13 protein-coding genes are annotated in these 13598 nt (G+C 39.7%); 2 read left to right on the forward strand and 11 right to left on the reverse strand.

What is annotated here, in order from left to right; all coding sequences use genetic code 11:
- Positions 1 to 68: 68 nt before the first annotated feature.
- From BK575_RS23765 to sppA, 7 genes are all read right to left on the reverse strand, one after another.
- Positions 69 to 1259, reverse strand: a complete 1191-nt coding sequence (locus BK575_RS23765) for an acetate kinase (RefSeq protein WP_078414037.1) — start codon at positions 1257 to 1259, stop codon at positions 69 to 71.
- 176 nt (positions 1260 to 1435) lie between these two features.
- Positions 1436 to 2428 carry a class I SAM-dependent methyltransferase gene (locus BK575_RS23770; protein WP_078414038.1) on the reverse strand — a complete coding sequence of 331 codons (993 nt, stop codon included), beginning with the start codon at positions 2426 to 2428 and terminating at the stop codon, positions 1436 to 1438.
- A gap of 268 nt (positions 2429 to 2696) precedes the next feature.
- The gene (gene tpx, locus BK575_RS23775; RefSeq protein WP_078414039.1) at positions 2697 to 3194 is read right to left on the reverse strand and encodes a thiol peroxidase; all 498 of its coding nucleotides are present in this window, start codon (positions 3192 to 3194) and stop codon (positions 2697 to 2699) included.
- 174 nt (positions 3195 to 3368) lie between these two features.
- Positions 3369 to 3857: a GerW family sporulation protein gene (gene ytfJ, locus BK575_RS23780; protein WP_078414040.1), complete on the reverse strand. Its 489-nt coding sequence runs from the start codon at positions 3855 to 3857 to the stop codon at positions 3369 to 3371.
- 13 nt (positions 3858 to 3870) lie between these two features.
- Positions 3871 to 4575, reverse strand: a complete 705-nt coding sequence (locus BK575_RS23785; RefSeq protein ID WP_078414041.1) for a DUF2953 domain-containing protein — start codon at positions 4573 to 4575, stop codon at positions 3871 to 3873.
- A 174-nt stretch (positions 4576 to 4749) separates the two neighbouring features.
- Positions 4750 to 5277 (reverse strand): RDD family protein, encoded by a 528-nt coding sequence (locus BK575_RS23790; protein ID WP_078414042.1) that lies wholly within the window; start codon positions 5275 to 5277, stop codon positions 4750 to 4752.
- Between the two features lie 10 nt (positions 5278 to 5287).
- Positions 5288 to 6304: a signal peptide peptidase SppA gene (sppA, locus tag BK575_RS23795; protein ID WP_078414043.1), complete on the reverse strand. Its 1017-nt coding sequence runs from the start codon at positions 6302 to 6304 to the stop codon at positions 5288 to 5290.
- 146 nt (positions 6305 to 6450) lie between these two features.
- Between sppA and BK575_RS23800 the strand changes: the two genes are divergently transcribed.
- Positions 6451 to 7251: an NAD kinase gene (locus BK575_RS23800; RefSeq protein WP_078414044.1), complete on the forward strand. Its 801-nt coding sequence runs from the start codon at positions 6451 to 6453 to the stop codon at positions 7249 to 7251.
- Positions 7252 to 7454: 203 nt separating this feature from the next.
- On the opposite strand, the gene BK575_RS23805 is transcribed toward BK575_RS23800, so the two are convergent.
- The 3 genes from BK575_RS23805 to BK575_RS23815 all read right to left on the reverse strand — a co-directional run bounded on the left by BK575_RS23805 (position 7455) and on the right by BK575_RS23815 (position 10101).
- Entirely contained in the window at positions 7455 to 7661 is a 207-nt protein-coding gene (locus tag BK575_RS23805) for an alpha/beta-type small acid-soluble spore protein (RefSeq protein WP_078414045.1), read from the reverse strand.
- An 83-nt stretch (positions 7662 to 7744) separates the two neighbouring features.
- Positions 7745 to 8953 carry a tRNA uracil 4-sulfurtransferase ThiI gene (gene thiI, locus BK575_RS23810; protein WP_078414046.1) on the reverse strand — a complete coding sequence of 403 codons (1209 nt, stop codon included), beginning with the start codon at positions 8951 to 8953 and terminating at the stop codon, positions 7745 to 7747.
- Entirely contained in the window at positions 8950 to 10101 is a 1152-nt protein-coding gene (locus BK575_RS23815) for a cysteine desulfurase family protein (protein ID WP_078414047.1), read from the reverse strand. The genes thiI and BK575_RS23815 overlap by 4 nt, the downstream gene beginning before the upstream one ends.
- A gap of 198 nt (positions 10102 to 10299) precedes the next feature.
- Here BK575_RS23815 and brnQ point away from each other — a divergent pair, with 198 nt between their 5' ends.
- The gene (gene brnQ / locus BK575_RS23820; protein WP_078414048.1) at positions 10300 to 11646 is read left to right on the forward strand and encodes a branched-chain amino acid transport system II carrier protein; all 1347 of its coding nucleotides are present in this window, start codon (positions 10300 to 10302) and stop codon (positions 11644 to 11646) included.
- Between the two features lie 43 nt (positions 11647 to 11689).
- Here brnQ and ezrA read toward each other — a convergent pair whose 3' ends face one another.
- Entirely contained in the window at positions 11690 to 13378 is a 1689-nt protein-coding gene (gene ezrA / locus BK575_RS23825; RefSeq protein WP_078414049.1) for a septation ring formation regulator EzrA, read from the reverse strand.
- Positions 13379 to 13598: the final 220 nt, after the last annotated feature.

Below are 13598 nucleotides of genomic sequence, written 5' to 3' on the forward strand. Positions count from 1 at the left end.
AAAAGCGCCTTATGGGTCAATCCCTCTTTCCTTCACGAGCTGACCAAGGCGCTTGCGCTTTTCTTACATTAAATATTAGCTAAACGCACAACATCACGTGCAATCATGACTTCTTCGTTTGTCGGAATGATAAATACTTTTACCGGTGAGTGAGGATAGCTTAGAAACGCTTCTTCACCACGAACATTATTTAAAGCCGGGTCCCAGTATACACCCATGAATTCTAAACCGCGAAGTACACGCGAACGAATTTCTGAACTGTTTTCCCCGATACCTGCTGTAAAGATGATCGCATCTACACCAGACATACGCGCCGCATAAGAACCGATATATTTATGAATACGGCTTGCAAACACTTGAAGGGCAAGCTCTGCACGCTCGTTTCCTTCTTCTGAACTTTGTTCAATATCGCGAAGGTCGCTTGAGAAACCTGAAATACCTAACATACCGCTCTCTTTGTTTAATACACTGATAACTTCTTCTGCAGTTTTACCCGTTTTTTCCATAATATAAGGAATTAACGCCGGGTCAATGTTACCAGAACGCGTTCCCATCGCTACCCCAGCAAGCGGTGTGAAGCCCATAGATGTATCGATTGATTTACCGCCTTCAATGGCCGCGATACTTGCTCCATTTCCTAAGTGACAAGAAATGAGGCGAAGCTGCTCGACTGGACGGCCAAGCAATTCTGCCGCACGCTCTGATACATATTTATGAGAAGTCCCATGGAAACCATATTTACGAATGCCATATTTTTCGTAGTACTCGTAAGGCAGGCTATATAAATAAGACTGTTCAGGCATCGTTTGATGGAAAGCTGTATCGAATACCGCCACTGCCGGTACATTCGGTAAAATTTCCTGGAATGATTTAATCCCGACTACGTTAGCTGGATTATGAAGAGGCGCTAAATCTGATAAAGCTTCAATTTCTGTTATCGTTTCTTCTGTCAGCAATACAGAATCGTTAAAGCGTTCTCCTCCGTGAACCACACGGTGACCGATACCAGTAATTTCATCATAAGACTTGATGATCCCTGTAGAAAGCAATTTCTCAACTAAAATTTTGACAGCAACAGAGTGGTCAGGAATTTCTGTTACTTCTGTTTGCTTTTCTCCATTTACTGTAATAGTGAAAACAGCATCATTAAGACCGATCCGTTCAACGAGACCCTTTGTTAAAACATTTTCACTTGGCATTTCAAACAATTGAAACTTCAATGATGAACTGCCGGCATTAATGGCCATAATTTTTGACATAACTAAAAACAGCTCCTTTTTGTACGTACATGTTGATTTTCATCTCTACAATATTCTATGCAATTCGACACGATCTCTATCCCTAATTCATTTAATCACTGCGAGCTGTTTATTTCAAGAGTTATCCGCTATTTTTAACAGGTCTATCGTAAATTCGTACTATTCAGAAACGTCTATCAACCGCGCTTTGCTCGAAACCATTTGTCGATTTCTGTCATAATTCGATTCATCGCTTCTTTATTGCTGAACTTTGGCATATTCACAAGCAACGCTTCTTTCGGCGGAGTGACATCTTCTCCTTTTTTCTGAAGGATGAAAATGCTTTTCGCCATGCTTTCTTGCTTGAATAAAGATAAAGGCAGCTGAATCAACCCTTGAATGATGGCCTCTTCTTTCAAATAAGTGTGGAGTTGTTTCGCTTGTTCTGTTTCAAACAAATTATTGGGAATGAGCAGCACGACATAACCGCCCGGCTTGGTGTAATTCAAGCTTTGTTCAATAAAAAGGTGATGGGCATAAGAATGTCCTTCTTCCGCTCTCACCTTGTAAACGGCCGCTCCCACGTCATTTGGATAATATCCGACAGGTAAATCACCTACGACTAAATCGACCAGATCGATGAACAACGGCTGCAAGCTGTCCTGATTAAATAACTGAACAGGCTGCTCCTGTAAATTAGCGTTCACGTACGCCAGTTTAATGAGTAAGTCATCCACATCGATGCCATACGCCTGTTTCGCTTTTGATCCCTCATAATTTAAGACGGTCATTAACAAATTCCCTGTCCCCACTGCGGGGTCCAGCAATGTATAATCTTTTTCTTCCGACATCAGTTTGCTGATTAAGTAGCTCATAAAAAGGCCGACCGCGTCAGGAGTCATTTGGTGATTAGGCTGGGTTGCTTCTTTCATTCCTTTTAAGACCGCCAATTGATAAGCTTTACGAATCGTCTCCTTCGCATACTTCCCAAGCTGGACTTTGCTGTATTCTTTTTCTAAGCGTTTTTTCGTCACTTCATCCAGTTCTTCTTGCAAAATGGTCCCGTGAAATAAATTTTCTCCCGTTTCTGACACCGCTTCTAAATACGAACACTGTAACTCTTTTCGAAGAATAATGGCTGTTTGATCAATCACTCCAAATAATTCTTCCATTTTTACTAAATCACTCATATGATTTCCTCCTAACTATTCAGGCTTTTCTCCCGCTCAAGCGGGTATTAAAGGTTTTCTTTATGTAATCGAATAGTGGTTTTATGATTAGAACAACCCATTTTATCATAAACTCATTCTGTAATTCAAAAATAACCGCCCTTCACTCTTGCTTTCAAAAGCAACAACCTTTCAAAAAAGTCTAATGTAAAAACCACCATGTTTTAAGAGATACAGAAAAAGACGGTAAACTTTTTTGTTTACCGTCTTTTTCTGTATCAAGGAATATTTAGTTAGCTGCTTTTGCCGCTTCGATAGCTGCTTCATAGTTTGGATGATCCGTTACTTCGCTCACATACTCTGCATACGTTACTTCATCATTTGAATTGATAACGAATACAGAACGTGCTAATAAACGTAATTCCTTAATGGCAACACCGTACGCTTCACCGAAAGATAAATCGCGGTGATCAGAAAGAGTTTGAACATTTTCAATGCCATGAGCGCCGCACCAGCGTTTTTGTGCAAATGGTAAGTCTACACTTACTGTTAAAACTTTCACGTTATCAAGCTTTGCAGCTTCCTCGTTAAAACGGCGTGTCTGAGCATCACATACGCCTGTATCAATAGAAGGAACCACACTGATTAAACGAACAGAACCTTTTGTATCGTCAAGTGTCACTTCAGATAAATCGTTTGCCAACACTGTAAAGTTAGGTGCCTTATCTCCCGCCTTTACTTGACTCCCCATTAACGTTACTGCATTTCCTTTAAATGTTACAGCCATGAAAATATCCTCCCTTTATCTAAAAAAATATGTACACTGTTCATCTTATCCTCAATGCTGAAAGAATGCAATTATTTCAACTTTTCTATCTTTAATCTTCTTTACCTTTTCCATTAAAAACCGCCCCCACGACATCTTTCGAATACAGGAGCGGATGTTTTAAATTCATGCAGTTTACATTCCCATGGACGGCCCTTGAGGATTTTGCTGTTGTTGATTTTGAGCATAATATCCATTTTGATTATTATTCTCATTTTTCTTAAACATCTGTTGGATTTTTTCCATCGCTTGCGGAGCATTGTCTAAAATCTTCTCTACCAAATGGGTCCCTTCATTTAAATGGAGCATTTTAATGCCTGTAGGACTCACAATTAAAAAAGCAATAGGGGTAATGGAGACACCGCCCCCGCTTCCGCCGCCAAACGGCAGTTTAGTCTCTTGTCCCTGCCCCTGAGATTGTCCCCCTTGACCGGACTGCTTTTGCCCGTCTACCGAAAATTCGCTTCCGCCTGCAGCAAACCCAAAACCTACCTTCGAAACAGTTAAAATGACACTTCCATCTGGTGTTTCAACGGGATCACCAATAATGGTGTTAACGTCAATCATTTCCTTTAAGTTTTCCATTGCTGTTGACATTAAACTTTTAATAGGATGTTCTGACATACTTGTAGCCTCCTCACATTTTTACCGAATGGACCTTCTCGGATTGAACATTCCCTAAACGTTCCGTACGTTTATGGCGGAACTTTTTCCAATGTTTGAGAATCCGTAAACTCGTTAAAATAGCATGCCCGATTCGAAATGAAATCATACATTGAAACCTTGTTTCCAAGGTATGATATTGAAAAGAAGGCAAAACTTCTATAATCGGATGGTCTTTCAATCTCATATATTGACTGACGATTCCGATTAAAGAGCCTTTAAGAGACCAAATCATTCCCACAGTCACCCCTGTATACATAGCGTCTCCGCTCCCAATTACCGTATTCCAGCGAATTCTCTCTATGGACACATGACTTAAAAAACGCTTCACAATTTTATGGAAACCTACCACATGCTCCAAAAATTCCTTCATGTCTTCAATTAAACGGGCGGCATCCTGAATAGAATAATCTTTCCATTGATCCTGTCCCCCTTTTTCCTGCGAAGGGTTGCCTGCTTTCATTTCCTCATCCACCACAACGGTGGGGGAATCTTCATCCACCTTTATGACAGGAATCTTATATGTATACCGAATCAAACCGAACCATAAGGAACATTTAATTTGATAGAAATCATTACCGCGCACACGATTCACATTCACTTGAATCCGCAGTTTACTAATGAAAATAATAAAAATGAGTACACAGAATGCCGATAGCAATAGCCAAACCCATAGCACAAATCTTCACTCCTTCTCAACCTTCCATTATTTCCATTCTTTCAGGTAATCAAACTAGCTTCTTGGAAATAGAAAAGATAAAGGAACAATATTCCAGAAAGGAGCTGATTCTAAAAAAGGCGGTCCCAAACTTTTGTCTTTTAAGACCGCCCTCATCAAATCCAACAGAATCATTCATCCTGCACTGTTTTTTTCTATTAAGTAAGCAGGCTGTTTTTCATGAATAACGGAGGTTTCTGCAAAGTAATCATGAAATCCTCTTTTTTTGCTTGTAAAAGCCACTACTGCATATCCGAGGAAGAGGGCCGTTTTCGAAATATATCTCCCTATCAATTCCCTAAAGATGACCGCTGACCATGTTAAGCAGTCATCCGTCAAACTAATGACTTTCAGGCCCATGATCATTTTTCCGATGGTCTGGCTAAATTGCTTCGTCATGAGAATAAAGTACAGGTAAAAAACAGCTGCCATTGCCCAATTAACGGGTGACAACCATCCCGTATCAGATGTTAACCCTGCCGCTCTAAAAAAAGGCGCAATCAATAGCTTTTGTATACTCATTACGACAACTAAGTCAAGAAGGTAGGCCCATAACCTCATCCAAAAGCCTGCATACCATACGTAAACTTTCTCTCTTGGAGTCTTTTCTTCTATACTTGTTTGAACTTCCGTCTCTTCTATATATGGTTCATGTCCGTTCATTCTCTCACCTCTACTCTGCATATAAGTACATCAGCCTCGGAGAATTTGGTTTCGATAACATCTTCATCAAACTAGTTAACTCCACATCATCTGAAAGCAGTTGCTGAGATTTAGCAGAAAGAATGGAGCTTAAACTAAACATTTGATCGTATTCAACTACTTGAGCATTTTTCAGCGAAGCTGTTTTTTTTACGTCTGCTATGGTGTCTTCTAGATACCCAAGTTCATCCACCAAGCCCAATTCTTTCGCTTGTCTTCCATCATAGATGCGTCCATCGGCAATTCCACGAACTCTTTCCTCCGACAAGTTTCGCCCGTCTTTAATCACATTAACAAATCCACTGTAAGCATTATTAACGAGTGTTTGCATAATCTTTCGTTCTTCCTCCGTCATCTCTCTGGAGGGAGACATTATGTCTTTGTACGGGCCGCTTTTGATTGTTTCAAATTTCACCCCGTATTTTTCTGCCAACCCGCTGTAGTTGATGCCTTGCATAATAACCCCTAAAGAGCCTGTCAGTGTATCAGGTATGGCATAAATTTTATCTGCTGCCGTTGAAATATAATAACCTCCTGAAGCAGCCATCGTCCCCATGGATATATAAAGAGGCTTTTTCGTTTTCTTCTTGAATTCCATTAACTTTTTATGTATTTCCGCACTTTCCACTACTCCCCCTCCAGGCGAATTTACTTTCAACACCAAAGCTTTGACGCTGTTGTCCTTTTGGGCTTGGTCAAGCATGGCCAAAAAGTTATCATGATGATATCCACCCTGGTTCATAAAAGGAGAGGAAACGTCTCCCGTATCTTGAATGACTCCCTCTACATCAAGAATTAACACTTTTTTATTCGGATCCCCTTCTTCTATAATCGTTTCACTAAAACCTTCATTCATTCCTTGAAAAAAGCCGGGCACTCCCTCCTCCCCTACATCTGAAAAAATAGCGTTAGAAGCAACATTCACCAAATTAGAAATGAAAAATAAACCAACGGCAATCATTAGTGCAATCCATCTTTTCTTATTCATCCCAGACCTCCTGATACAATCTTCTAAATTATTAAATAATTCTTTTAACTATGTCCAAAAGAATGATATAATTATTTTAGCAAACTTTTCTATTTCCAAGAAATGTTTCACATCTCGATACATCGCACACACAAGGGGGAGACAACATGCCTAATCGTCGTAATGTTTATTTATTTTACAAGAAAAGCGAAGAGCTTCTGGAAAAAATTCAACCTCTTCACAAACTCGCAGCAGAACATGATTTCAAGTTAGTTAATACTATGCAGGAAGCAAATATTATCGTCGCTGTTGGTGGAGACGGCACCTTCCTTCAAGCTGTACGCCAATCTGGCTTCCGTGATGATTGTTTATATGCAGGAATTTCAACTTCCAGTGATCCAAGCTTTTATTGTGATTTCCATATCGATGACACGGCAAAAATGCTGGAGGCTATGACAACCGAAAGTATAGAAGTAAGACGATTTCCAGTCATTGATGTAACGGTTAACAATTCACATTCATTTTATTGCTTAAATGAGTGCTCTATACGTTCGACGCTGATTAAAACTTTTGAGATGGACGTTTATATTAATGATTTACACTTTGAAACATTTCGCGGAGACGGGATGATCATCTCAACTCCAACCGGAAGTACAGCCTATAATAAATCCGTCAGCGGTGCAGTAGTAGACCCATTATTACCATGCATGCAAGTAAGCGAAATTGCTTCTTTAAATAATAATACATACCGTACGTTAGGTTCTTCTTTCATTTTAAGCAACGCTCATACCTTAACATTAAAATTAATTAATGATGATAACCATTATCCAACAATCGGTATGGATAATGAAGCATCCGGCGTTCGTCATGTAGAAGAACTGTCCATTCGTTTAAGTGACCGTCAAATCAAAACGGTAAAATTAAAGGACAACTCATTCTGGCGCCGTGTACAACGTACATTCTTATAATTAATGGAAAACTGCTAATCCTTAAAGCGCATTAAAAGAAAATCGGACATGGCTTCTTCTGAAGCCATGTCCGATTTTCTTTTCAGGACCAAACTTTCCTTAAAATGGATATTAGAGTATGATATTCCCAAAAAAGGATAATATAAAAGAGTGGGGAAGAACCCCACCCTTTGTAGCCATTGTATATTCTATTGTTTGGTTAATTAGAAGCTTCCGCCTCCAAGTTGTTGCTCAGCCATTTGCACTAAACGTTTAGTGATTTCACCACCAACTGAACCGTTTGCACGAGCTGTTGTGTCTGCACCAAGATTTACACCAAATTCAGATGCGATTTCGTATTTCATTTGGTCGATAGCTTGTTGTGCACCAGGTGCTACTAATTGATTGCTGCTGCGATTGTTGTTTGCCATGTGTTTTCACCTCCTTGTGAGTATATAATGTGTAAAAACACATGGCTTCATACAAAAAAAGTTTGGTAATTTTTAGAAATTTATCAGAATAAATCTTCCTCTACTTGAACCGTTTCTATTTCCCCTGCTTTCAATTCCATTGTCTCTGTTCCTTGCACCGCTTCTTCAATCAGCGAGTCAAAATCAATGAATTGTTCATAACGCTCTACTTTCTCGAGCTTCGGCCTTGTTTTAGGCGCTGCCGGGGTGAAAATAGTACAGCAATCCTCATATGGTTGGATGGAGATGTCATGCGTGTCAATCTCTTTGGCAATCTCAATGATTTCTGTTTTATCCATCGTAATAAGAGGCCGGAGAATAGGTGTAGATGTTACGTTATTAATCGCAAACATACTCTCTAATGTTTGGCTGGCGACTTGCCCCAAGCTTTCCCCTGTCGCAATGGCCAGCCCTTGATGACGATGACGCAAACGATCCGTGATTTTTAACATCATTCTTCTTGTTGAGGTCATCGTATAGTTTTCGGGCACTTGTTTTTGAATGGCTTGCTGAATCGTTGTAAATGGGACAATATGCAATTTCACTTTTCCACTATAATTGGTTAGTTTTTGAGCTAAATCAATTACTTTCTGTTTTGAACGCTCGCTCGTAAACGGCGGACTATAAAAGTGAACGGCTTCAACTTCCAGTCCTCGTTTCATTGCCAAATACCCCGCTACTGGACTGTCGATTCCACCAGAAAGCATAAGCATGGCTTTTCCGCTTGTTCCAACAGGCAATCCTCCCGCTCCAGGGACATTTAAGCTCGTAATATACGTCGCATCCTCCCTGACTTCTACCCGCAAGTTAATATCAGGGTTGCGTACATCCACTGTAAAATGATTCGTATTTTTTAAAATATGGCTTCCAACTGCATAATTGAGTTCATTTGTATCGAGCGGAAACTGTTTATACGCTCTTCTTGCGGTGACTTTGAACGTCGTCGATTCTTGATCATACTCTTTCATTACTTCTAGAGCGACTTTTTTTATCTCTTCTACATCATTTTTGACCTTTACAGCTAAGCTAAAGCTTTGAATTCCAAATACCTTTTGAAGTTCATTCATGATGGGTTCATGCTGTTCTCCGTTCAATCGAATATACATACGATCACGAGTCTGTTCGATGAAAATATTAGAGTAACGCGCTAACACATCACTAATATTTCGCTTTAGCCGATCAACAAATTTCTTACGGTTTTGTCCTTTTGTTGAAATTTCGCCGTATCGAATTAAAATATAATCATAAATCATTTAGAATCCCTCATTACTTTTTTCAATTGTTCTACTGCTGCAAAAATGGATTGTACGATATAGTCTACATCGTCGTTTATATTCAGATAAGATAAACTGAGGCGAATGGCCTCATTCGCTTCCTCTTCACTTCGCCCCATCGCCAGCAATGTTTTGCTCGGCTGTTTCTTTTTGGAAGAACAAGCAGATGTTGTAGAAACGAAAATCCCTTTCTCTTCAAGGCTATGAAGAAGCACTTCTGCCTTTACTCCCTTAACTGTTATATTAACGATATGAGGAGCGGATTGGCTGGCAGGCGTGTTTACCTTAATCCCCTCACCTTTTGCCAATTCCTCCATTAGCTTTCCCTTCATGCCTGAAACACGATGAATGTTGACTTCATACTGATCCATCGTCATTCTTAATGCTTTGGCCAATGAAACGGCCCCCGCCACATTTTGTGTACCGGAGCGAAGCTGGAATTCCTGATCCCCTCCGCTTAAAAGCGGCGAAAGAATTAACCCTTCCCTTATATAGAGCGCACCGGTTCCTTTTAATCCATGAAATTTATGACCGGAGATCGTGCATAAATGGATATTTGCGTCTTTTATATTTAGTGGAACTTTTCCGACTCCCTGCACATGATCGACATGAAATAAGACCTTTGGATATTTCTTTAACATGCTGCCAATTTCTTCAATAGGTTGAATGGACCCTATCTCATTATTAACATGGATGACAGAAATTAAAATCGTATCTTCTCTCATAGCCGACTCAATATCCTTGGCACGTACAAAACCATTTCGATCAGAAGGAACATATGTCACTTCAAATCCAAATTGCTTCAATTGTTTGAATGGTTCATGTACAGCATCGTGCTCGATAGATGTTGTAATAATATGCTTTCCTCTCGTTTGATACTGAAAAGCTGCTCCTTTAATAGCAAGATTATTCCCTTCAGTTCCCCCTGAAGTAAAGACAATTTCCTTCGGTTGTACCCCCAATAAATCTGCCACTTGACGGCGGGCTCGAGTTAATAAATTTTCTGCTTCCATTCCAAATTGATGGAGCGAAGAGGGGTTACCATAATACCGGGAAGATACTTTTGAAAAAGATTCAATGACTTCTTGATAAGGCGGCGTCGTTGCACTATTATCCAAGTATATCATCAGCTAAACCTCCTTAGTGCACACAGCTTGTCAAATATCAACTTATGTTATCATATTTGAAGCCATTTTTAAAACGTGATGTAATTTGAAAATATCACTTTTCATACTATTATGACTATTTTAAAAATCGACAATTTTTTTTTAATCTGTGATAGTATGTATGATGGATTTAATCTTCATCATCATGTAGGAGGAAATATGGATAAAACATTATCAAAAAAAGAAACTCTCGCAATCGGGTTAATGTTGTTTGCCTTATTTTTTGGAGCAGGTAACATGATTTTCCCCCCTGCTTTAGGACAGACAGCAGGAACGAATGTTTGGATCGCCACTTTTGGCTTTTTAATAACCGGCGTAGGTTTGCCCTTATTAGCAGTTATCGCCGTTTCAAGAACAAATGGCGATTTTACAGAAATCGCTAAACGTGTGCACCCTATTTTCGGAATATTTTTTACAATTATACTTTATTTAGCTATCGGTCCTTTTTTCGGTATTCCAAGAACCGGTACCGTAGCCTTTGAAATTGGAGTGACGCCTTTTTTATCTGAAGGATTAAAAGAAAACTTTTTTTCACTCACGGCATATACGATTGTTTTCTTCGGTATTACATTATGGCTGGCTTTAAACCCATCCAAAATGGTCGATCGTGTCGGAAAAATCTTAACTCCGCTTCTTCTAGGAGTGTTAACCCTCCTAGTTATTAAAAGCTTGGTTACACCTATGGGAGACCTTCAAGCTCCTCAAGAACGGTACATGCAGTCTCCTTTTATTAAAGGATTCATTGACGGCTATTTAACGATGGATACGATTGCCGCCCTTGTTTTTGGAATTGTCGTTATCACGAGCATTAAGGAAAAAGGGATAACAGACAGCAAGGCACTTGCTTCTATTTGTGTGAAAGCAGGGTTAATTGCCGCTGCCGGACTTGTAATCGTTTATGTAGCCCTTTCTTATATTGGAGCATCTAGTCCAGAGGCAATCGGGATAAAAGAGAACGGAGGAGCTATTTTAACCTCTGTAGCTACCCATCTTTTCGGTTCATTTGGAACCGTCATACTCGGTCTTGCCATTACATTCGCTTGCTTAACAACCTCCGTTGGTCTGACTACAGCTTGCGGTGAATTTTTTGCTAAAATGATTCCAGGCCTGTCCTATAAAACGATTGTCATATTCTTGACCGTTTTCAGTGCCGTCATTGCCAACATTGGATTGACACAATTAATCAGCATCTCCATTCCAATTTTGGTCTTTATTTATCCACTGGCCATCATTTTAGTCGTTTTATCGTTTCGAGATTTTAGCCGTGAAGTGTATATATTGCCATTAATCGTTAGCTCTGTTGTAAGCTTAATGGATTCTTTAAAAGCTTTCGGCATTACCATTGCGTGGATTGATCGTCCGTTTCAGACTTATTTGCCGTTTTATAACGATGGGGCAGGATGGATCCTGCCGGCTGGAATTGCCGCAATCGCAGGATATGTAATAAGCAAAGTAAAAAGCGGACCTTCCAATAAAGAAAACAAATCCATAAAACAAGCTTCATAAAAAAAGACCTCCGATCTAAAGATCGGAGGTCTTTTTTTTATGGCTAGTCTTTTGTCATTAACGAATGAAGACGTTCAACGGCTCCAGGCTCCACTTGCTCAATTGCACTGGCAGCCTGCTGGAGGGCTGCATGATAGTTATACTTTCTAAAAGACTCTTCAGCTTCTTTAAGGGATTGTGCTACAAATGGATAGCTGCTGCGGTAACGATTTCCGTATTGAATGACTCGTTCCACTAAAAAAGCTTCTTGGAGCATGTCTTCCGTTTCCGTGAAGGTCAATTGGACAGTCTCAACCGCCAGCTCAAGCAGTTCATTAACACGAGCTATATTTAACGGTTTTTCTTGTAGCCTCGCCATCACTTCTTGAAGCGAACGTTTCGCTTCTTCTACACGCTCTTTATACTCAATCGGAACACCGGGTAAATTCCCCTTTTGAATGAGGCGCTTTGCCTCTATCAACTGTTTGCGCAATTCTTGAATTTGCTCTTTTGCTGCCAACTCATCTTTGCGCAGCGTTTGCAATACTTCAATATAGGCTTCCTGTTGATCTTGAACGTGCTGAAGGTGAAGGGATACTTCATTTAACTCTTCTTGGATAACGGTATAGGCAAGATTTTGCTCTGCAATTTTATTGGCCACGCTATAATACAAATTGGACAAGCGTTTTAATTCTCGATCTGTTTTATGATAAGCGTCCAAGTCTTGTTCATTCAATTGATAGCTTTGTTGGACAAAAAGCGTTTCTTCCTTCAGTTCCTTATTCTTGTCTTGCAGCTGTTTGAGGAGAGAAGAAATATTCCCTGCCCCTTGATTGATTTCATGGTAAGCATATACTTCTTTTTCTAATGAATCATACAAATGATCGATGGTCTGGTTCACTTCGGCTAATCGAATCTTCGCTTCTTCAATATTTAAATCTTCTACTTGTTCTACTATCCACTTTAAATCAGCAGAGACGCTATCCAACGATTCTTTCACCTGTAAATGATCTAGTACATAGCCCTGGCTGCACATTTCTTCATAACCTTCAGCCAATTCTTCCAATTGCGCTGGCAGCGTTGTTTGGGACTCGGTCAACATCTTGGGAATTTCCTCAAGATATTCATTAATCGTTGTTAAATCTTGTTGAATGCTCAACACGATATCTCGAGCTTGAAGATAATTTCCGTTTTCTGTCTCTTCTTCAAAGACACTGAATCGTTCTTTAATTTCAGATAAAGCCCGGTCCAGATTCTCCTCTGCTTTCCCATACGTGTATCGATGGGCAAGCACTTTCTTTTTAACATCACGGTAAAATTGCTCGAGCGCTTCGCTGTCATGACGATTACTTTGCTCACTGCCTATCAAGTTTTGAAGTTCATCTAAAATCGTTTGAATATTTCCTTTAATATCCGTCAACGATTCTTGGATATGTACCAATGACTGCTTCGCTTTTTTAAAACGATATTTATCAGCAGCTTCTTCCGTTTCAAACAGCAACTCATCGATTTTAGGCAAGTCTGCCGTCACAATATCATCCCACTGCCCTCTCCAACGCTCAAATAACTCTTCCGTTTCCCCTGTCATATTTAACTCTTTCACTTTAGAAATTTCCTCTGCGACAGGCATGTGCATTAATTCCATCTTAATGGCTTCTAAGCGGTCGACTTCTTTGTATATTTGCTTTCTGGAATAAAATCCATAAATAATCAATCCAACTACTAGTATGATAAGCGCGATTGTGAGTTCCATAGTAAGCCCCCTTACACTCCCCGTCCCATAAAACTGTCTTTTTAGAGGATGTTCAAAAAATCCAGGAAAAATGACGTCGGTCCTTTTTATCTTCCTTTTTGAACATACACCTTTATGTAAAAGCGGCCTTCAATAAGCCTGTTAAAATTTTTTTCGTCAATGTTTTTATGATACCATGTTCAACAAGATTTTTGAGAAATTTTTTCATTTTTTTGTATAA

Origin of the sequence: Priestia abyssalis, from assembly GCF_002019595.1 — a bacterium.
GTDB classification, from domain to species: Bacteria; Bacillota; Bacilli; order Bacillales; family Bacillaceae_H; genus Bacillus_BA; species Bacillus_BA abyssalis.